Below are 20,484 nucleotides of genomic sequence, written 5' to 3' on the forward strand. Positions count from 1 at the left end.
TATTGCCCGGGGTATGCTTCGGATTCATGAGTCGCGGTTACTATTCAGCCGCAGTTTTGCGTGCCTGTGCCAGCCACGCATTGCGGGCGCTCAAATCCTCTTCTAACTTCTTGGTGTCCTTGCCAGCAGCCTTGGCCTGAGTCAGCTTGGCTTCCAATTCAGCGATTTTTTCCTCCAGCTGCCCTACCAAGCCCTCGGCACGAGCTTTAGTTTCGGGATTGGTCTTGTTCCACAAGTCTTTTTCGGCTCTAGCTATGGCTTCTTCGACACTGCGTAACCCATTCTCGAGGCGCTGCATATCCCCACGCGGTACTCGTCCAGCCTCGTCCCATTTGTCCAACAAGTTACGGAACGCAGCCTTGGCGGAATCCAAATCCTTTATTGGCAGCAGCGCCTTGGCTTGGGTCAAGAGTTTTTCCTTAATGGCCAAGCTTTCATGTTCCTCGGAGTCAGTCTTAGCGTTGGCTTCGGTACGGGCATCAAAGAATCCTTGCTGGGCGGCACGGAAACGCTCCCATAAGGCATCGTCTTCTTTACGCGAGGCACGCCCCACAGCCTTCCACTCGTTCATTAGGTCTCGGTATGCCGCTGAAGTTCCACTCCAATCTGTAGAAGTGGACAGTTCCTGGGCACGCTGAATTAAGGCTTCCTTCTTGGCTTTTACCTCGGCGCGTCGGGTGTCGAGTTGTGAGAAAAATGCCTTACGGTGGCGATCGAAAGTGGTGCGGGCACTCGAGAAACGCTTCCACAAAGCATCCTCGGTGTTGCGATCAAGACGCGGCCCCTGGCGTTGAGCTTCTTTCCAAGATTCCAGCAGACTATGCAGCCTTTCCCCGGATTGCTTCCACTGGGTACGTTCGGGATTCTGATTCGCGATTTTTTCCGCACTTTCCACAATCTTGGTGCGCTCTGTCAAGGCCTGCGCCTTGGCAGCTTCGCGTTCTTTCGTCAGTTCCTCCTTACGAGATTCACCCTGCTCGTGCAGTTTGGCTACTCGAGCGCGCAAAGTTGGCAAATCACCCACCACCATGGGGGACTGCAAGGCTTGATCCAAAGATTTTAGGGTGGCATCTATATCCGTAGCCTTCAAGGAAGGCATCCGAGCTCCCGCCAGGTCAACTTGTGCCTGCAAATCCAGGAATCGGCGAACATAAAGCGCCAGGGGATTAGGGGGAACCGCATCGGGATACTGGCCGACCTCACGTTCTGTATCCCCGTCCTTGACAAAAACTCGCCCCTCGGAATCTACTCGACCATACCTCGAAGCTTCCTGCATCGCCAGTTTTTCGGTGGGCGCTACCGGCGTAGGGGCGGTCTGCATCCCATCCAGATTAACTAAGGGGAAATGAGCCGATTTTTCTTTTTTTTGACTTGTTGCTGTCGTGTCGCTGGTCAACTTAGCAGCATCTGCGCCGATTTCCGCATTCGTATCGACACTGATGGGCTGAGATGTATCTGCAGTGGCTTCCGCCGGAGCTGCGCTGCTAGCTGCGGTGGGTGGAGTAGATACAGGATTGGCTTCACTGGTGTCGGTTCTGGATTCATTGGTGACGGCGACAGTGGCCGGGGAAGCGGCAGTTACAGCCTTGGGAGTTTCCTCTTCCGCAGTAGTCATGTAATTATTTCCTCTCGTGACGGGGTAAGCGCGTGACGCGTGCCGTTCTCTTTGGTGATTACTGATAAAAATGTACCAGATAGAGCCTAGTTTAGGGGAATTTGTTTAAAGTTGAAAAAAGTTTGAAGTTTCTTAAAACGTCTCAGAAAATCCGTTAACCTTGAGTTATGGATTTTTTGCGGATTGTTTCACCGGTCTATGGTGAAAATTGTTACGTGATTATCACTGATTCCCAAGCGCTGGTGGTGGATCCTGGTGCGAAAACGGCATCTAGAGTAGCCGAGGTGCTCGAAGCACTCGATGCCAAACTGGGCGCCATCTTAATAACCCATGGACATGCTGACCATTTGTGGAACACCGCCTCGGTATCTCGGATGGCACCTCATGCACCCGTATATCTAGCCCAACCCGACCACTTTTGGATTAGCGACCCCGGGCCGCACGTCCAACTCGGCGCCGCCGCCGACTTTGATGCCTGCGGCGAAGCCTGGGAATCTTTTACTCCCCAAGCACCACCACCCGAAATGTTGCAAGATGGCGGCACGGAAATTCTGCCCGGGTTGACACTGCGTGCCCTGCCTGCACCGGGACACAGCCCCGGAGCCACCCTGTACTTCGGCACCGCCACCAAGGCTAATGATTACGGGCAAGGACTGGGATTCGACGGGCGGGAAAACCAAATGTTCTGTCTGTCGGGGGACGTTATTTTCAGAGGCACTGTCGGACGTAGTGACTTGCCGCATTCCGACCCACAACTGATGGAAGAAACCTTGAGAACCCTGTGTTTAAGCATTGATCCAGATACCTTGATTCTGCCGGGTCATGGCGGTTTTACAACCTGGAAACAGGAATTGTCCGCTAATCCGTTTCTACCCCGAGTCCGAAAATGAAAGAATAAACCCATGATGACATCACTGTCGGGGTTCCCGGAATTCACCCCGGAAGAAAAAATTTTGGAGGACTCGCTGCTAGCCACGTTGCAGCGGGTTTTCGAGCTCCACGGGTTTTCGCACCTGGAAACCCGAGCCGTTGAACCCCTGAGCGTTCTGGAGAAAAAGGGCGAAACCTCCCAAGAGGTATACACCTTGTCGCGGTTGCAAGACAAGGACTCTCACGAACCGGTCAAGAACGGCCTGCATTTTGATTTGACAGTGCCGCTGTCGCGTTATGTGTTGGAAAATGCACACCTGCTGCAGTTCCCCTTTATGCGCTACCAAATCCAAAAAGTGTGGCGCGGGGAACGCCCTCAGGAAGGACGCTTCCGCGAATTCGTGCAAGCCGACATTGACATGATTGCCCGAGACACTCTTCCGGTGCACTTTGAGATAGAAGCCCCTCTGATTATGGCCGAAGCCCTGGAAGCCTTACCGATTCCTCAACCGGTGGTGCACGTTAACTCGCGTAAAATTTTGCAGGGAGCCTGCAATGCCCTGGGAATAAGCGAAGTGGATGCGGTGCTGCAAGTTATTGATAAACACGACAAGGTTACCCCCGAAGTGTTTTCTCAGATGCTGCTGGAACTTCAACTGGACGATGCCCAAGTCAAAACAATTTGGGACTTGGCTGGAATATCTGGCAATGAGCCTGAAGTCGCCAGTCGTGTGCGCGACTTGGGTCTCAAAGATGACCTGCTGGAAGAAGGCCTTGATGATGTCGCGCGGATGCTGGTTGCGGCGCGAGCCCGAGAACGGGAAAACGTAGTGGCCGACTTCAAGATAGCCCGTGGCCTGGATTACTATACCGGGATGGTCTATGAAACCTTTATCACCGGAGCGGAAACGTACGGCTCGATTTGCTCCGGTGGGCGTTATGACAACCTGGTCAGTGAAGGCAAACGGTGTTTCCCCGGGGTGGGAATGTCAATCGGCTTGACCCGGCTGATTTCCATAATTTTGGCCAATAACTGGGTGGAAGTAAGTCGCAGTGTTCCCACGGCTGTTTTAGTCTTGGTTGACTCTGAGGAAACGCGCGGCGAGTCCGACCAGGTGGCTGCGACCTTGCGTCAACGTGGCGTTTGCACTGAAGTCAGCCCCACAGCTGCCAAGTACGGCAAACAGATTAAATACGCAGCCAACCGGGGAATTCCCTACGTGTGGTTTGTTTCGCAAAGAGAGGTCAAGAATATTTTGACCGGAGAACAAGCCGTGGCCGACCCCCAGACTTTTGAATTCGAAACCCAACTGTTGAAACCACAAGTGAGAATGCAAGATGCCTGAGACCTTAGCAAAATCACTGCAGCAACTGGCGCAACATCTGGAAGACCTGGAGTTTCGGTTTTCCCCAACCGAGGTACCCCTGCAACGAGACCGGTTGTTGCGTCGTTTGCGCGAACATCTTATTGCTCGGGGAGAGGATTTAGATGCCCCGCTGGTGGCGGTGCTGGTAGGTTCTACGGGAGTGGGGAAATCCACGATACTCAATTCACTGGTCGGATTGGTAACCGAGACTTCAGCACAACGCCCCACGACTTTGACCCCAGTTTTAGTGCATCACCCTGATGATGAACTGTGGCTGGCTGGTGACCGGATTCTAGGTGGGTTCGAGAAACTACGGATAGAAGAAGGGGACGATTCCCCGGTGGGGCGTCACCCGGATAAGCCCCTCATGAAAATGACAACATCCACTAAGCTGCAACCTGGAATTGTCTTGATAGATACGCCGGACACGGATTCGTATCAAGAGGCAAACCAGCATATCACCTCGCATTTGGCGGAGGTAGGGGATTTGTGGATTTTCGTAACTACCGCCCAACGTTACGCTGAGCCACAGGGGTTAGCGTTGTTGCGAGCGGCCGCTAAACGTCACGCTGCGTTAGGGGTGGTGCTAAACCGGGTGGGGCGCGGCGGTTTGATTGATTCCAAACAAGGTTTGGCCGAGAAACTTGCAGAAGTGGGGCTGGGCGATACCCCGATTTTTACTATTCTCGAAGGGGACTTGGAGCAGGGAGCCATCCCGGAATCCAAGGTGGAATCCCTGCGCAACTGGTTGGATGCCATCGCCAGTGATGCTTTGATGCGTTCTGCCTTGGCGCGACAGACATTCTTTGGTTCTTTGCGAGAAGTCTTTGACTTGTCATTGCAGGTAGTCTCTGATTTCGAGTCGGAGTCTGCTGCTTTTACTGCCGTTCAAAATCAATTGGCTGAGTTTAGTGAAACGCAGCAGCAACGCGCGAAAGCTGAGTGGTATCGCAGCAAGATTTTTGCCGGTGACCCGATTAATCGCTTTGCCGAATATTCCTGGTCTATTATCGAGGAAAATTTGGCCGAAAACGCTTGGGAGCGCAAACGTTTGGCCTGGAGTCGGGGTTTACTGGGGACACGTCCCGCGCCAGAATCGACTCGCGAGGTTTTGTCGCGCGTACTCGATATCGCCTTTGCTCAGTTTGAGACGCGGCTTCATGAGGCGCTATCGCATTGCGTCCAAGAACTCAAAGTGGCAAGCCTGGTTTCAGTTCAAGATACGGGAACAACCGGTGAGGGCAGCACGGATTTCCATACCCCCGTCCCGGCTCCGAAACCGGAAATCTATCAGGACTGGCTCCAGCGTTTCGCCTCGGTGTTGGAGCAAGCCCAATCCCAAGCCCTGCGCCCTTGGGATGAACGCAAGGCTTGCGTGATTTTTCAAGCCGTGTTAATCCGATGTTTCCACCCGTGGGAAACGGCCTCGCAGGAGTTTTTGCTCCATTTCTTCCGTGCCCCCGACGTGGCTCCTCTGGTAGAAGGGCTGCGCAGCATTATGGATGAGACCCTTGATTCAAGAATCTCGACAGTGGTGACGGATGTGACCAAGCGTTTGCCGAATACCAGTGGGAACATCGAGACTGGCAAAGAAATCAAGAATTATATCGCTGAGCTACAGGAGCAATGGTTTTCGTGAGAAACAACACCGAAACTCGACTTGCGCGGATGCGCCAGGCGGCCGCTGATATCGCTGCTGTATTGGAACCCGAGGACATAAGGGCGGATTTTCCCTCTGCCGCTACCTGGTATGAGACCTTGACTCGGATGCTAGCTGATTTGGATTCTCGCGAAGATTATTTGGATTGGACACTGGTGGTTTTGGCCGGCTCGTGTGGCGCGGGAAAATCAAGCCTGCTGAATTTCATGACTGGCGAGAATTCGGCTCCGGTAGGGAATATTCGTCCCACCACTACCAAAATTCGTGGATTTTCCAGCGGTTGTCCGACCCCGGAATTCTGTGATTACCTCGGTTTAGCCGAGATTACCACCGTTCCCACTGTGCCCGGTGAGCGGGGTCTTCCTCAGAACTTGGTGGTGGTAGAACTGCCCGACCGTCGTTTACTAGCCGAGGACGAGCGATTGGTTTCTGCCGTTGAAGGGCTTCTAGATGCGGCAGATTTAACGATTTGGGTAACAGATCCACAAAAGTACGCTGATGCTGATTTTCTCCACGATTTACGCCGTTGGGGTGACTCGGGCAGCTCGTTGATGGTGTTGACCCACACCGATACCCTTAGCGAGTCCGAACTAGAGGAAGTGCAAGCGGATTTGGGCCGGATTTTCAAAGCGCAAGGGCTGGATTTGCCGCTGTTGGCCACTTCCTGCTATCAAGATGCCAGCCTGGCGCAGTTCCGTCAGACCGTAAGGGAGGCTGGCGCCCCTCCGGAGGCCGTATATCGGGGGATGCAAAGCCGGATTCGCCGCGTCGCCAGGGTTGTCAGCGAAGAGGCTCAGCTGGATGTGGATATGCATTTTCCCGAAAAACGAGAGGATATCAAGTTTTGTGCTGATATCTCACAGGCTTGCGGCCTCGATACGATAGAGACGCAATTTGAAAGCGATTACTTGCGGGATTCCCGCCCGGTAGTTTTATTTGCCCCCCAAGCCTGGTTCGCAGGGGTGAAAACAGCCGCCAAAAAAATGCTGTTCAAACCGCATTTGGCTGGGGCTCAGGAGGTTCAGCAAGCCGCTGCTGCTTATGCCTCGGTTGCAGGGAAGTATCTGCCTGGAATATGGCGTGATTTTCTGGGTCGTCGCGGGACGCGTCTTGCTGAGGCTACTGTTTCAGCCTTGAACCTGGCTACCGCATCGTGGGATCCTCCCCAGGTGAAACACCAGATTTGGTGGCGGATATGGTGGACGCTGCAGTGGATTTGTAATATTTTGGCAGTCATTGGCTTTGTGTGGTTCTTGATTTGGTTCGTGTGTCTGCTGGGTGGGGTGACCCTACCAGGTACTATCGGTACGATTCCCATGGGGCCGCTTGCTTTCCTAGGCGGAGCGCTGGTTACTATCCTGTGTGCGTTAGGCGGAATCAAGATTTCAGCGGCGCGAGCCCGTAGGTTTGGGGAAACCGGGGCGGCCAAGTTTCGCCAACTCACAGATGAAGTCTCTCGGAAGGCATTTTTGGAACCAATGCGTCAAAATTTATCCCTCTATACCCAGCTCAAAGAATTTGGCCAGCAAGTGGGTGGGATATAATCATTTGCTTGGAACTGAAAAATTGTTTTTGATAGCAGTCGTAGGCGCAGCAACTTTTAGAAAGAAGGAACCCGATGCTAAGAACACACAAATGTGGGGAACTGACCCTCAAAAATGACACGGAAACCGTAATCCTTACCGGGTGGGTGGATCGGCGCCGCGACCATGGTGGGGTGGCTTTCATGGATTTACGTGACGCTTCAGGTATCGTCCAGCTGGTTGTCAGTGAGGATGTAGTTCGTGAGGTGCGTAATGAATATGTGCTTAAGGTGACGGGCAAGGTTCGCAAGCGCCCCGATGGTAATGACAATTCCGAGATTTCTACTGGCGAAATCGAGGTGGTAGCCGAGGACGTGGAGGTTTTGAACCCTTGTGCGCCCCTGCCTTTCCAGGTTTCCGAGCACGCTGAGGAAGCCGGTAAAGTGGGAGAGGATGTGCGGTTGCGTTACCGCTTTGTAGATTTGCGGCGCCGCCAACTTCACGACAACTTGGTGTTGCGCGCCAAGATTTCTTCCGTTGCGCGTCGAGTGATGGAGAAACACGAATTTCTCGAGATTGAAACCCCAACTTTGACCCGTTCTACTCCGGAGGGAGCGCGTGACTTTGTGGTACCGGCTCGAATCAAACCGGGCTCTTGGTATGCGCTACCCCAGTCTCCGCAGCTCTTCAAGCAGCTCCTCATGGTTGGGGGCATGGAACGTTACTACCAGCTGGCACGCTGCTATCGCGACGAAGATTCCCGTGCGGATCGACAGCCTGAGTTCACCCAGCTTGACTTGGAAATGAGTTTCGTTGACCAAGACGACGTGATGGCAGTTACCGAAAACCTATTAAAGGAGGTCTGGGCGGTTATCGGATATGACCTGAAAACCCCGATTCCGCGGATGCCTTTTAAAGAAGCCATGGACAAATACGGCTCGGATAAGCCCGATTTGCGTTTCGGCTACGAGCTGGTAGAACTCACAGAGTACTTCTCGGATACTCCTTTCAAGATATTCCAGGCTCCCTATGTAGGCGCGGTTGTTATGCCGGGTGGTGCCGCGCAGCCACGTCGAACCTTTGACAAGTGGCAGGAATGGGCTAAAGCTCGGGGCGCGAAAGGCTTGGCATACGTGACTATAGCGGAGGACGGTACTACGGCCGGGCCGGTAGCCAAGAATATTTCTGATACTGAACGCGAGGGTCTAGCCGAAGTTACCGGAGCGAAACCGGGGGATTGTATTTTCTTTGCTGCCGGCGAACGCACTGCCTCCCAGGAACTGCTCGGTGCCGCGCGCCTCGAGATTGGTAAACGCTGTGGGCTGATTGACCCGAAAGCTTGGGCTTTTACCTGGGTGGTGGATGCACCTCTGTTCAAGCCCAGCGGACAAGCCGAAGCCGAAGGGGATGTGGCTTTGGGGCATTCTGCTTGGACTGCAGTTCATCACGCTTTTACTTCGCCCAAGCCGGAGTGCATGGATACTTTCGATACCGACCCCGGTTCGGCACTGGCCTATGCCTATGACATTGTGTGTAATGGGGTGGAGCTTGGGGGCGGTTCGATTCGTGTGCATCGGCGTGATGTGCAAGAAAGAATATTTAAGGTTATGGGGTTCTCTCCAGAAGAGGCTCAGGCCAGATTTGGTTTCCTGCTCGATGCTTTCAAGTATGGGGCACCGCCGCACGGCGGACTCGCTCTAGGTTGGGATCGCATTGCGGGGATGCTCACTGCTTCACCTTCTATTCGAGATGTGATTGCCTTTCCGAAGGCCGGCGATGGTTTCGATCCCCTTACCGGGGCACCGGCACCAATTACCGACGAGCAACGCAAGGAAACGGGAGTGGACTGGAAGCCAGATTCGGAAGACGCGGAAGAGGAATAGCACCAATGGAAGCGAAAGTATTTGAGCTACATCCTGAAAATCCCCAGGCTCGCTTGTTAAACCAAATCGTAGAGATTATCCGTGAGGGGGGAATCATGGCGTATCCCACTGACTCAGGATATGCCTTGGGGTGCGCCTTGGCTAATGCCGAAGGCTTGGAAAGGATTCGCAAGATACGCCGACTTGATGATAAGCATCACTTCACCTTGGTGTGTCATGATTTCTCTCAGCTAGGACAGCTGGTGATGATTTCAAATGCTAACTTTCGGTTGATAAAATCCCTCACTCCGGGTTCATATACCTTTATTTTGAAGGGCACCAAGGAAGTGCCCCGCGCGACTTTAAACAAGAAAAAACATTCTGTGGGGGTGCGAATTCCCAATCACAAAGTCGCACGGTCTCTGGTGGAAGCTTTAGGCGAGGCAATTTTGTCATGTACTTTGATTCTGCCCGGTGAATCGGAACCGTTGAATAATGCAACTGATGTTGTCGAGAAACTCGGGCATGTCCTGGACGTGATTGTGGATGCGCCTATCGGTAACCCTCAGGCTACCACCGTGATTAACATGGAAGATGGCCAACCGGTGGTTACCCGCGAGGGAGCAGGATCAATCGATTTCCTGGGCTAGGTTCAATTTTAAACTGGTGGCTGGGGTGGATACACCCCAGCCACCGGGGCTTTTTTAGTTTTTCCAAATCAAAGTATTCTCGGCGGGAAGCTGATCTGGGTAAGGTGCCAGTAGCGGGGCTAACACCAATTGATTCAAAGTAGCATGTCCCAGCAGCATTAGCGCTAAAGCAAATACGGGTTGTTTCACACCCTGAGATGTAACCGGCAGGAAAGAGAATAAAATTGCCAAGTTCACTGCCGACTTGGTCCACAGGATCCCCCGACTTGGGGTGAGTTCACGTAACAATACGGGAATCTCTTGGGTGGAGTAGTCAACCGGGCTGGATTTACTGATGACGTAAATTTGATAGTCCAAGGCAGTAGCGAAACCGTACCCTGCCAACAGTACCGCCACACTTGGTTCCACCCCCTCGGATTGATTTAGAAAGGGGATAAAAAATCCGGCACCGTCTTGGAATACTCCGGTAGTTATCCCTAAGGAAGCCAGTGAGATTGCCAGGTTCGTTGCAGTGGCAGTAGCTGCTAGCCATAGACGTCGGGTCGCGGTGGCGATAACAAGGAAAGCCGCCATCGCCATCACTAGCACTGCGGGGGGAAGGTAGCGCAGCAGTTGCTTGGCAAAGTCAATTTCATTAGCGGTTTGCCCGGTTACGAGTTTGGCAAAGTTCGCGGGCAAGGTGCGAATTTTTGTGACGATTTGCACAGCTTCTCGCTGCGTATGATTCTCTTTGAAGGTTACATCTAGCATAGCGAAGGAGCCAATGTTTTCGGGGCTGACTATGGCGTTGGCTACACCGGGAATCTTTAGCACTTGTCCTGCCCATGTTGCCATTTCTGCCGAGGTAGTTTTCCCTAAGACGATAGCATCAGGAGTGGCTCCGGTGTTTCCATATTGGTTTTGCCGCAGGGCGTGGAATTTGGCAGTGGGGGAATGCGGGTGCAGTCCAACCTCACCTGCTGTTCTCCAGGTAATGCCAAAAATCGGAATAATCATCAACACCGTAATGACGGTAACAATTGTTATTTTCAATCGGAAAGTTGGGGGCGTTTTGCGTCGAAACGAGGGAAAAATTTGGGTCTTGGCTGTGTGCACTAGCCCTGAGAGCCGATTGAACAAGTTACGGTGCCACGAGGGGCGCGGCATCTCTAGCCACCGGGCGGTTAGATATAGCAAGGCTGGAATTAGAGATAAAGTTGCCAAGGAGCAACCCCAGACGCTGGCTATTGATACTAAAGCCACCCACTTTAAGTGTGAAGCCGGGAAAAACGCCACTGTTACCAAGCCCAAAGTGATTAAGGCCGTGGAAGTGACGACCAGGGGCAAGGCGTGGGCAAAAACTTCGTCCAAAGGGGAGCCTGTGGCGGCACGTCGGCTGCGTCGCTTCTGGTTTCGTCCCAGAACGATCTTGCGTAAATCTGGGATTTCTGCCGTGTAACGAATTACAGCCAGTTGGGCACGAGAACGTGCCAACAACAAAATCGTGTATCCCGAAATCGTCACTAGCGATATTACCGTTACCAAGGCCGGGTCTTCGGGGGTGGGGGGAGTAAAAGCAGAAACCAAGTTCGTAAACGCTCTCGAAATGGCCCAGGCGGTGACGCAAGCCGTCAAAATTAATAGGGTCATCAACATTGAGCCTGAAGTGAGGAACATTACTAGGGCTATCGCTATCACCGCTGCCACGGTAGCCAGGTGGGTATCTGTCTTGGCGGTGAGCGCGATGGCTTCGTTATTTAAATCCTTGTCATTAACCAAACCGCGCGCCTGGGGTGCAAAGGATCGCATATCTACAGCAATCTGGCGCATTTCAGTTTCCGTCATTTTCCGGATTTCTTTAGCTTTTTCGGGAAATTGAGTCAAATCGAGGAAGGTCACCACCATGAAACCGTGTTTGTTTTTAGCTATGAACCCCCGCATTTGTGCGGCGGCTTGCGGGTTGGTGGCTTGGTCTCCAGCGGCGAAGGGGTGCAACACCCCGGCGGGAATCACACCGGGAATTTCTTGCAGATTCTTGGTGGCGGTTTGTAAGACATTCAGAACTTCATGGTGTTGTTTTTCCATATCTACGCCGTCTACCAGCAGGTATACGGCGTAGTTGGTGGATTCATTAGGTGCCAAGAGCTCGGAGGCGCGGTAGGACTCAGAACCGGGAATGGATACGAGCCGGTTCTCGGTGCGATTCCAAACATTGCCGAAACCAAAACCGGTAAGAGCGAAGGTTGCTAGCACCACAACTATTAAAGCCCACAATAGCACTGCGGGTAGTGGCCCTCGGCTCAAGTTACGATAAAGGTTGGCAAACACGTTTACTATTCTCTCATAACCTTCGGCTCGGTTTTCCATTAGGGTGGGGTTATGGATTTATTTGATTCCCTTCATACGGGGCCGGGTGGGGTACCAGAGTTCCGAGCTGCGGCACCCTTGGCAGTGCGGATGCGCCCGCGAAGCCTGGATGAACTGGTGGGTCAAGAGCATCTTTTAGCCCAAAATTCTCCTTTGCGTCGCCTGTTGAGTGGGCAAACGGATATGGCTTCTTCGGTGATTCTCTTTGGTCCGCCGGGAACTGGGAAAACCACTTTGGCTTTTTTAGTTGCTCAAGCTGGAGGACGGGAATATGTCCAACTCTCGGCGATTAGCGCGGGGGTCAAAGAGGTGCGTGAGGTTATTGACAGCGCGAAACGACGCCTTAATTTGGAAGGCAAAGAAACGATTTTGTTTCTTGACGAGGTGCATCGTTTTTCAAAGTCACAGCAGGACTCTTTGTTGTCGGCCGTAGAAAACCGTTGGATTGTCCTGGTGGCTGCCACTACGGAGAATCCAACGTTCTCGGTGATTTCTCCGCTGCTGTCACGGTCTTTGCTTTTAAATTTGCGGCCTTTGGATACCGAGGCCATTAGCACGATTGTCGAACGTGCCTTGACTGATTCACGGGGTCTGGGGGGTAAATTTCAACTCACTGAGGCTGCCCGCGAGGCGATTGTGCGTTTGGCTGGTTCTGATGGGCGAAAGTCCTTGACATTGCTGGAGGCTGTTGCGGGTGGGGCGGCTTCACGAGGTGCCAGCGAGATTACAGCGGAAGATGTAGCGGCGGCAGCGGATACAGCGATTGTGCGCTATAACATTGACGAACATTATGACGTGGCTTCGGCATTTATCAAATCGATGCGCGGTAGTGATCCTGATGCGGCTCTGCACTACTTAGCGCGCATGATTCGAGGGGGAGAAGATCCGCGTTTTATTGCGCGGCGTGTTGTTATCGCGGCGGCTGAGGACGTAGGGCTCGCCGACCCCACCGTGTTGCCCCTGGCCGTAGCGGCTGCTCAGGCTGTGCAGCTTATCGGAATGCCAGAAGGACGAATTCCCTTGGCTGAAGCGGTAGTGGCGGTGGCCACTGCCCCGAAATCAAACCGTGCATATCTAGGGATAAACGCGGCTTTAAACGATGTGGATTGCGGCAATATTGGCCGTGTGCCCACGCCTTTACGTGACCAGCATTTTCCGGGGGCGAAAGAAGCGCGCAAGATTGAGGGAAGCTACCGGTATCCTCATGATGATCCGCGTGGGGTACTGTCCCAGCAGTATTTACCAGATGAATTGCGGGACAAGATTTACTACCAGCCTTCCTCGCATGGATACGAAGCTGCTATTGGTGAGCAATTGGCCAAGTTACGTCTTATCCAGAAAATGAGGTAGAATATCCGGGTTGCCATGTTTGGGATTTGCCAAGCGCTGGGTAACAGCCGAGAGTAAGACTCGGCTCCTGGGGTCTTAGCCGGAGTGTTGACCCCGCCCGTGGAAAGATGGTCTTTCTCGGGTGACTCTACAGAAGTGAGGATATAAATGGCTAATCGTTCACGTAAAATGGTGCGGCTGTCCCGATCCTTGGGAATGCCCCTTACACCAAAAGCAAAGCGATACTTTGAGCGTCGTCCCTACGGCCCGGGCGAGCATGGGCGGGCGCGGCGTCGTTCCGAATCCGACTACGCGGTGCGTTTGAAAGAAAAGCAGCGTTTGCGTGCTCAGTACGCGATTCGCGAGGCACAACTGGTTAAGTCTTTCCAGGAAGCATTGCGCATGGAAGGTCGTACCGGTGATAACTTGATTACTTTGTTGGAGCAGCGTCTCGATGCTCTGGTGTTGCGTGCCGGCTTTGGTCGTACCATGTTTCAAGCTCGCCAAATTGTGACCCACCGTCATATTTTGGTGGATGGCAAGATTGTGGATCGTCCTTCTTACCGGGTGCGTCCCGGACAGACTGTGCAGGTAAAGCCCAGTTCACAGGTAAAGGATCCCTTTGTAGTGGCCGCTCGGGGGTCACATCGCGATGTGCTTCCCGCGGTGCCGGATTACTTGAGTGTAGACCTCGAGAAATTGCGCTTCACCTTGAACCGTGTCCCGAAACGCGATGAGGTTCCGGTGCAGTGTGACGTACAGCTCGTGGTCGAGTACTACTCGCGCTAAATCAAGTGTTTAGGGTGCCCCAGGAATGTCTCTATTATTCCTGGGGCACCCTTGTAGATACAATATGGGGTAGGGTTTTGCAGGAATACGAAACGTCTTGCTTGATAATGACAGAGGGGAGTGCTAAATGATTGGCGACATTGCGGCGATTACGGCAGCAGTGGCTTTTGCGGTGCTGGTGATTTTCCTAGCGGTTCCTTTATGGAAGTTGGGAGCGGTGTTCGCCCAGTTGGAGCGCTCCATCAAAGAGCTGTCGGACGAAGCGGTGGTAGCGGTCAAACAGGGGCAGGATTCTCTCGACCAGGTTAATAACCAGCTGGAACGGGTTGATTCCATTACCTCGGCCGCGAACCGTTCGGTTGAGGATGTCTCGGCTCTGACTACCCTTGTCACCGCCACCCTTGGCAAGCCACTCATTAAGGTGGCCGCTTTTAGCTACGCGGTGCGCAAGGCTATGGGATTAAACCAGGAAGGGCAGGAAGAAGCATGAACCGTATTGTTAAAGCCACCGGAGCCACCTTGCTGCTTGCGGCGGGAGCCGCCGTTTTGGCTTATTACACGCTCCCTGCTTTCAAGGAAACTGTAGATGAATTCACCTCTAAGTTTCGAGCCGATATGGCTGAACGTGAAAATGCTTTGATACAAGCTTTGAGTTCTACGGAAGAGGAAGTGGCTTCGGCTCGGGATACCTGGGACAAACACCAGGCACGCCGGGGGAAACACTCGGCCGAAGACACCGAAGATGACGATGATGATTTGATTTTCGACTAGTTAGAGAAAGAACATTTAATATGCGTACTGCTGAGATTCGTCAGCGTTGGCTGGATTATTTTGCTGCAAATGGGCACGAGGTGCGCCCATCAGTTTCGCTGATTTCCCCCGATCCCTCGATTTTGTTTACTATCGCCGGGATGGTGCCGTTTATTCCTTATATCGTGGGAACTGAAACGGCACCGTGGCCGCGCGCCACTTCGGTACAAAAATGCATCCGCACCAATGACATTGACGAGGTCGGTAAGACCACCCGTCACGGTACCTTCTTTCAAATGTGCGGGAATTTCTCTTTCGGGGATTACTTCAAAGAAGGAGCCTCGAAGTATGCCTGGGACTTGTTGACCGGTTCGATAGCGGAAGGTAAATACGGTCTAGATGGGGACAAGATATGGGTCACCATCTGGGAAGAAGACCAGGAAGCTTGGCGGATTTGGACCAAAGAAATCGGGCTTGACCCTGCTCATATCCAAAAACTACCCCGTGAAGAGATTTTCTGGGATACTGGGCAGCCTGGACCAGCTGGAGCCTGCGCTGAGATTCACTATGATCGCGGCTCGGACTACGGACCTGATGGCGGTCCGGAGGTGGACGCTCAAGGTGACCGTTTCCTGGAACTATGGAACCTGGTTTTCGACGAATTTCTGCGTGGTGAAGGTAAAGGGAAAAACTATCCACTTTTGGGTAAACTTGACCAAACTGCCATTGATACTGGGCTTGGTTTGGAACGTCTGGCCTTCTTGCTGCAAGACAAGGACAATATGTATGAAATCGACGAGGTTTTCCCAGTTATTCAGGTAGCCCAGGAGCTTTCAGGGCGCAAATACACTTCTTCTGCTGAAGCCATGGACGTGCATTTCCGAGTAGTGGCAGACCACGTGCGTTCTGCTTTGATGCTGATAGGAGATGGGGTACGACCTTCCAATGAAGGACGCGGATATGTGCTGCGTCGTCTAATGCGTCGAGCGGTTCGTTCTATGCGTCTGTTGGGGGTACAAGAAGCGGTGATGCCCCAACTGCTGCCAGCTAGTATGCAAGTAATGAAGGATTCCTACCCCGAACTGCAAAGCAACTGGGACACGATTTCCGATGTGGCCTATGCTGAGGAGGATGCTTTCCGTCGTACTCTGGATGCGGGCACCGTTATTCTCGACACTGCTGTGGCTAAAGCCAAGGCTGCTGGAGTCGCTCTGTCCGGTGAGGACGCTTTCCAGCTGCATGACACCTATGGTTTTCCTCTGTCTTTGACCCTAGAGATTGCAGCGGAAGCCAAAGTGAAAGTGGACGAGAAACGCTTCACCGAACTGATGAATGAGCAAAAGCAACGTGCACGTGCTGATGCAGTGGCGAAAAAAACCGGCCATGTCGATGCCCATGTATACAAGGAACTGGCCGAAAAACTGGGCAAGACTAAAACTGTGGAATTCTTGGGATACGCTGAAACCTCGGCTCCAGCCAAGGTAATCGGGATTCTTCAAGACGGTAAACCGGTACCAGCGGCCAGCGCCCCCGCCACCATTGAAGTACTGCTGGATCGCACCCCGTTCTATGCCGAAGCTGGTGGTCAATTGGCTGATCAAGGCCGGATTACCCTCGCCGGTGGTGGAGTTTTTGACGTAGCTGATGTGCAAGCCCCTGTCAAAGGGCTGCCGATGCATCGGGGTACTTTGCACGAGGGCGGGATTACCCTCGGAGAAGATGCCCAGGCCACTATTGATATAGAGCGCCGCGGTGCTATAGCTCGGGCGCACACTTCGACCCACGTTATACACCAGTTGCTCCTTGACCGCCTCGGCGATGGAGCCACTCAGGCTGGCTCCGAAGATGCTCCGTGGCATGTGCGCTTCGATTTCCGTAATTCTAAACCACTGTCGAATGAAATGCTCCAAGATGTAGAGGCAGAGGCCAATGAACGTTTGCGTGCCAATCTGGAAGTTATCGACTATGAAATGCCAATAGAAGAAGCCCGCAAGACGGGTGCGCAAGCCATTTTCGGTGAAAAATACGGGAAAATCGTGCGTATCGTGGACATCGGCGACGGTTGGTCCAAAGAATTTTGTGGCGGTACCCACGTACCTTTAACCGGAGCGATTGGTTCATTGATGGTTTTGAGTGAGGGATCGGTAGGTTCCGGAGTGCGTCGCATCGAGGCCTTGGTGGGAGATGGCGCTGCTGGCTATCAAGCCAAGGAGCACGCTTTGGTCTCACAAGTGACACAGCTTGTGGGGGCGCGACCAGAGGATTTAGTCGAGCGCATCACCTCGATGATGGAACGACTGAAAGCAGCGGAAAAGGAATTGGAAAAGACCCGTTTAGCGGCTTTACTCTCGAATCTGGATAACTACGTGGCTTCGGCTCAAAATATTTGTGGCACCAAGTTTATTTGCCAGTCGGTTTCTGCTGGTTCGGTTGATGATTTACGCCAGGCCGCCACCCAGTTGCGAGGGCGTTTCTCGAAGACCGAATCCGTAGTCGTGGCATTGGGAGCGAAAATCAAAGAAAAGCCCATGATGGTGGTGGCAACTAATGAAGCCGCGCGTGAAAAGGGAGTGAAGGCTGGAGCCTTAGTGAAAGCTGGAGCCGCAGCGATGCAAGGTGGCGGAGGCGGCAAGGACGACCTAGCGCAAGGTGGGGGTGCTCCCGGTGGCTCGCTCGAAAACGGCCTCAAAGCAGCCACTATCGAACTCCAGCAGGCGTTACGCTAAGCCATCACCGAGGAAACAGCTTTGGTTTCGGGCAGATTAATAGGCGTGGACGTAGGTAAAGTCCGAGTAGGGATAGCACAGGCGTACTTGGACACCACCTTGGCATTACCAGTAAAGACTCTGAAGGTACAAGCGGATGGGTCAGAGCTGGAGGAACTTGCGTCTTTTATCCGTGAAGAAACCACAACCGCAGTATTTGTGGGGTTACCGCGTTTACTCAATGGTAAAGAAGGTGAGGCGGCGCGTATGGCGCGCAGCTACGCTCGGCGTTTGGCTCGGAAAATTAGTCCGATTCCGGTACGGCTCATAGATGAACGTTTGAGCTCCGTGACGGCTCATGAAAAGTTACGTGCCGCTGGAGTAAGCACTCGGGAGCACAAGAAAATGGTGGATCAAGTTGCGGCGCAGCAAATCCTGGAACAAGCTATAGAAATGTCTAACATCGGAACGGATTTGACCGGCGAGTTAGTTATTATTGACTAATGAGCGAGACAAAGGGGGCTTATGCGAGACGCGGCGACAGACGAGAGCGGGCAAACCGGACAACATGCACCGTTGCGCACTCATATGACTCGGCGGGAAGCCCGCGCTTTGGCTGAAGCCCAGACACGAGCCTCTGCTGCGGCTGCTGTTCAGCAATCTAACGAGTTGGCTGCTGACGTGACAAATGGGTTTTCGGCGCAAGCCCAAAATGAGGTGGGTGTTTCGCCTGCTGGCATCCCCTTCGCTCAGCCCCCAGTTCCAGTCCCGGAGCCAGTATCGGATTTCGACTATACGTCCGGTTTTCCACGGGTAAGCTCCGCTGCTGGTTCTCTTCCAGCTGTTGGTGCGAGCTCCGCGTCGTATCCCAGTGAGCCGCTTGTTACTGCCGCTGCCAAGGCTACGCCGCCAACAGCGGCAGCTGCTCCAGCTAGTCCTGAAATGCCTGGCCCGGCTGTCTTGCCCGAAGTTGAGCCGATTCATCACCGCCGTCGCGCCCAGCGTTCCCGAATGCGCCGTAAAAGTTCGCAGCGCCGTAGAGGAATCATTATTATCACAGTGGTTTTAGTGCTTATAATCGTCGGTGCTGGGGGCGCTACCTGGTACATTAAACGTAGCCTCGACGCTAAGGGAAAGGACTACGAAGGGCAAGGTAGCGGACAAGTCGAGGTTTCGGTTCCAGAAGGAGCTAATGGTACCAATATCGCTCAGATTCTGGAAGAATCCGGGGTGGTTGCCTCGACACGGGCGTTCATAAATGCCTGTACTGACCAAGAGGACGCTTGTAAAAGTATCCAACCCGGTACCTACCTAATGGCCAAACACATGTCGGCGGTTTCTGCCTTGGCATGGTTGGTGGATGACGCTAACCGGCTTGATTCTCAAATCACCCTGGGACCAGGCCTCACGAAATGGCAGATTAAAGATCAGTTGGTCAAGAAGGGCGGTTTCAGACCCGAAGACGTTGATGCCGCTTTCGCCGCTGCCCCGGGGCTGCCGGAAGCCGCAGGTGGCAATGTGGAGGGCTGGCTAGCTCCGGGATCCTATCTAGCGATGCCAGGTCAGAGTGCGACAGAGATTGTCGGCAAAATGGTGGCCAATAATATCCAGCGTCTTAAAGCTTCCGGGCTTGCTCCCGACAAGTGGCAAGAATTCCTAACTAAAGCTTCAATCGTGCAACGTGAAGGCTCTGACCTGCAGAAACAGGACTATGCCAAGATTGCGCGGGTGATTGAAAATCGTCTGGATGTCAGTAAGGAAACCATGGGGTTTATGAATATGGATTCCACGGTGCTCTATGGTTTGGGCGAAAAAGCCAAAGAACGTAAGCTCCCCAGCAAAACGGAGGTAGCGGATGCCTCGAATCCGTATAACACCTACAAACACAAGGGACTACCCCCCAGCCCTATCGGAGTGGTTGGCGAGTACGCTTTCAAAGGTACCCTTAAACCCGCCGCTGGCAACTGGCTGTATTTCACCACAGTGGATTTAAATACCGGTGAGACCCGCTTTTCGTCTACCCATGCCGAACAGGATGCTAATGTAGAACTGTTGAAACAGTTCTGTAATGCTCACTCGGATTTGTGTCAGGGCTAGGGTTCGGGTTCATGAGTGGCTTGCCCAAAAATCTAGCAATCCCCGCTGCCTGCCCCTTTGCTCTTGTAGTGGGTGACCCAGTGGAGCATTCCCGCTCTCCGGTGATTCATGGCACGGCATATCAGGAATTAGGCTTGAAATGGGATTTCGTCAAGCATCAATTATCCGCTGGTCAACTGGGGCACTTCCTGGATAAATTGCGTACACAGCCGGGTTTCGAAGACGGAACGGCTTGTCGGGGTTTGGCAGTTACCATGCCCTTAAAACCGGAAGCGCTCACGGCGGCAACCTATGTGGACGGCCTAGCGAAAGTCACCGGGGCGGTAAATACCCTGGTGCCGGCAATCGGCGAGTGGGCTGGGTTTAATACCGATGTGGCCGGTATTGTGGGAGCGTTTCGCCACGCTGGTTTTGATGATGCCCAAACCAAGAGCTTTACCGCTGTAATTCTTGGTTCGGGGGCAACAGCCGCATCCGGCCTGGCGGCGCTGCGGGAACTGGGAGCCACCCGTTTAGTAATCGTCAGTCGTCAGCCTCAAGCCACTGGCAGAGCCTTCGCGGCTGCCCAGCGGATGCGCCTGCCGGTTACCGCCGTGACTTGGCAAGATACTGCTGGCCTCGCCTCTGTTTTGGAACAGGCCACCCTAATCTTGTCCACTGTGCCAGCCGAGGCTCAAGAAAAACTGCCGTTGCCCCAGGTGGCTAGTCGGGCGATAGTGCTAGACGCGGTTTACGACCCGTGGCCGTCCCCAGTAGTGACTTGGGCTAGAGGCTGTGGTGCCAGTATTGTTCCCGGTTGGGAAATGCTTATATACCAGGGGGTTGCCCAAGTGAAGCTGTTTACTGGCCGGGAAGTGAATCCCGCTGCGATTCGCCCAGCACTCCTGGACTCGATTCCTAATTCCGGGATTTAATCCAGGA

At 53.4% G+C, this 20,484-nt stretch carries 16 protein-coding genes; 14 read left to right on the plus strand and 2 right to left on the minus strand.

Translation table 11 applies throughout. From position 1 onward, the window contains the following. Positions 1–40: 40 nt before the first annotated feature. Positions 41–1,615 (minus strand): DUF349 domain-containing protein, encoded by a 1,575-nt coding sequence (locus F4555_RS04285; RefSeq protein ID WP_004017978.1) that lies wholly within the window; start codon positions 1,613–1,615, stop codon positions 41–43. 167 nt (positions 1,616–1,782) lie between these two features. Between F4555_RS04285 and F4555_RS04290 the strand changes: the two genes are divergently transcribed. The 6 genes from F4555_RS04290 (at position 1,783) to F4555_RS04315 (ending at position 9,547) form a co-directional block, all read left to right on the plus strand. Then, the gene (locus tag F4555_RS04290) at positions 1,783–2,505 is read left to right on the plus strand and encodes an MBL fold metallo-hydrolase (protein WP_004012411.1); all 723 of its coding nucleotides are present in this window, start codon (positions 1,783–1,785) and stop codon (positions 2,503–2,505) included. 12 nt (positions 2,506–2,517) lie between these two features. Then, a complete protein-coding gene (gene hisS, locus F4555_RS04295; RefSeq protein ID WP_103759033.1) occupies positions 2,518–3,831 on the plus strand; it encodes a histidine--tRNA ligase in 1,314 nt (437 codons plus the stop codon). Continuing rightward, on the plus strand, positions 3,824–5,491 hold the full coding sequence (locus F4555_RS04300) for a dynamin family protein (RefSeq protein ID WP_115326048.1): 1,668 nt from the start codon (positions 3,824–3,826) through the stop codon (positions 5,489–5,491). The genes hisS and F4555_RS04300 overlap by 8 nt, the downstream gene beginning before the upstream one ends. Continuing rightward, on the plus strand, positions 5,479–7,056 hold the full coding sequence (locus F4555_RS04305; RefSeq protein ID WP_115326047.1) for a GTPase: 1,578 nt from the start codon (positions 5,479–5,481) through the stop codon (positions 7,054–7,056). Before F4555_RS04300 ends, F4555_RS04305 begins: the two co-directional genes overlap by 13 nt. 74 nt (positions 7,057–7,130) lie before the next feature. Beyond that, complete coding sequence (gene aspS, locus F4555_RS04310; RefSeq protein ID WP_115326046.1) at positions 7,131–8,918, plus strand: aspartate--tRNA ligase; 1,788 nt, start codon at positions 7,131–7,133, stop codon at positions 8,916–8,918. A gap of 5 nt (positions 8,919–8,923) precedes the next feature. Further along, a complete protein-coding gene (locus F4555_RS04315; RefSeq protein WP_004012406.1) occupies positions 8,924–9,547 on the plus strand; it encodes an L-threonylcarbamoyladenylate synthase in 624 nt (207 codons plus the stop codon). 54 nt (positions 9,548–9,601) lie between these two features. Here F4555_RS04315 and F4555_RS04320 read toward each other — a convergent pair whose 3' ends face one another. After that, the gene (locus F4555_RS04320; protein WP_311768814.1) at positions 9,602–11,779 is read right to left on the minus strand and encodes an MMPL family transporter; all 2,178 of its coding nucleotides are present in this window, start codon (positions 11,777–11,779) and stop codon (positions 9,602–9,604) included. A 126-nt stretch (positions 11,780–11,905) separates the two neighbouring features. Between F4555_RS04320 and F4555_RS04325 the strand changes: the two genes are divergently transcribed. From F4555_RS04325 to F4555_RS04360, 8 genes are all read left to right on the plus strand, one after another. Continuing rightward, a complete protein-coding gene (locus F4555_RS04325; RefSeq protein WP_115326045.1) occupies positions 11,906–13,243 on the plus strand; it encodes a replication-associated recombination protein A in 1,338 nt (445 codons plus the stop codon). 147 nt (positions 13,244–13,390) lie between these two features. Beyond that, a complete protein-coding gene (rpsD, locus tag F4555_RS04330) occupies positions 13,391–14,011 on the plus strand; it encodes a 30S ribosomal protein S4 (RefSeq protein WP_004012403.1) in 621 nt (206 codons plus the stop codon). A 127-nt stretch (positions 14,012–14,138) separates the two neighbouring features. Next, on the plus strand, positions 14,139–14,501 hold the full coding sequence (locus tag F4555_RS04335) for a DUF948 domain-containing protein (protein WP_004012401.1): 363 nt from the start codon (positions 14,139–14,141) through the stop codon (positions 14,499–14,501). Continuing rightward, a complete protein-coding gene (locus F4555_RS04340; protein ID WP_004012400.1) occupies positions 14,498–14,782 on the plus strand; it encodes a hypothetical protein in 285 nt (94 codons plus the stop codon). The genes F4555_RS04335 and F4555_RS04340 overlap by 4 nt, the downstream gene beginning before the upstream one ends. Before the next feature lie 20 nt (positions 14,783–14,802). Further along, positions 14,803–17,487, plus strand: coding sequence for an alanine--tRNA ligase (gene alaS, locus F4555_RS04345; RefSeq protein ID WP_115326044.1), 2,685 nt, complete (start codon positions 14,803–14,805; stop codon positions 17,485–17,487). Between the two features lie 21 nt (positions 17,488–17,508). Beyond that, positions 17,509–17,970 (plus strand): Holliday junction resolvase RuvX, encoded by a 462-nt coding sequence (gene ruvX / locus F4555_RS04350; RefSeq protein ID WP_004014996.1) that lies wholly within the window; start codon positions 17,509–17,511, stop codon positions 17,968–17,970. Between the two features lie 21 nt (positions 17,971–17,991). Beyond that, positions 17,992–19,563: an endolytic transglycosylase MltG gene (mltG, locus tag F4555_RS04355; RefSeq protein WP_115326043.1), complete on the plus strand. Its 1,572-nt coding sequence runs from the start codon at positions 17,992–17,994 to the stop codon at positions 19,561–19,563. Next, positions 19,551–20,477: a shikimate dehydrogenase family protein gene (locus F4555_RS04360; RefSeq protein WP_115326042.1), complete on the plus strand. Its 927-nt coding sequence runs from the start codon at positions 19,551–19,553 to the stop codon at positions 20,475–20,477. Before mltG ends, F4555_RS04360 begins: the two co-directional genes overlap by 13 nt. The last annotated feature ends 7 nt before the right edge of the window (positions 20,478–20,484 follow it).

It is taken from the genome of Mobiluncus mulieris, from assembly GCF_014204735.1.
GTDB lineage: Bacteria > Actinomycetota > Actinomycetes > Actinomycetales > Actinomycetaceae > Mobiluncus > Mobiluncus mulieris.

Excerpts from the sequence above, each read along its gene's own strand:
- F4555_RS04285 (WP_004017978.1), bottom strand. The coding sequence starts at position 1,615 with ATGACTACTGCGGAAGAGGAAACTCCCAAGGCTGTAACTGCCGCTTCC.
- F4555_RS04290 (WP_004012411.1), top strand. The coding sequence starts at position 1,783 with ATGGATTTTTTGCGGATTGTTTCACCGGTCTATGGTGAAAATTGTTAC.
- hisS (WP_103759033.1), top strand. The coding sequence starts at position 2,518 with ATGATGACATCACTGTCGGGGTTCCCGGAATTCACCCCGGAAGAAAAA.
- F4555_RS04300 (WP_115326048.1), top strand. The coding sequence starts at position 3,824 with ATGCCTGAGACCTTAGCAAAATCACTGCAGCAACTGGCGCAACATCTG.
- F4555_RS04305 (WP_115326047.1), top strand. The coding sequence starts at position 5,479 with ATGGTTTTCGTGAGAAACAACACCGAAACTCGACTTGCGCGGATGCGC.
- aspS (WP_115326046.1), top strand. The coding sequence starts at position 7,131 with ATGCTAAGAACACACAAATGTGGGGAACTGACCCTCAAAAATGACACG.
- F4555_RS04315 (WP_004012406.1), top strand. The coding sequence starts at position 8,924 with ATGGAAGCGAAAGTATTTGAGCTACATCCTGAAAATCCCCAGGCTCGC.
- F4555_RS04325 (WP_115326045.1), top strand. The coding sequence starts at position 11,906 with ATGGATTTATTTGATTCCCTTCATACGGGGCCGGGTGGGGTACCAGAG.
- rpsD (WP_004012403.1), top strand. The coding sequence starts at position 13,391 with ATGGCTAATCGTTCACGTAAAATGGTGCGGCTGTCCCGATCCTTGGGA.
- F4555_RS04335 (WP_004012401.1), top strand. The coding sequence starts at position 14,139 with ATGATTGGCGACATTGCGGCGATTACGGCAGCAGTGGCTTTTGCGGTG.
- F4555_RS04340 (WP_004012400.1), top strand. The coding sequence starts at position 14,498 with ATGAACCGTATTGTTAAAGCCACCGGAGCCACCTTGCTGCTTGCGGCG.
- alaS (WP_115326044.1), top strand. The coding sequence starts at position 14,803 with ATGCGTACTGCTGAGATTCGTCAGCGTTGGCTGGATTATTTTGCTGCA.
- mltG (WP_115326043.1), top strand. The coding sequence starts at position 17,992 with ATGCGAGACGCGGCGACAGACGAGAGCGGGCAAACCGGACAACATGCA.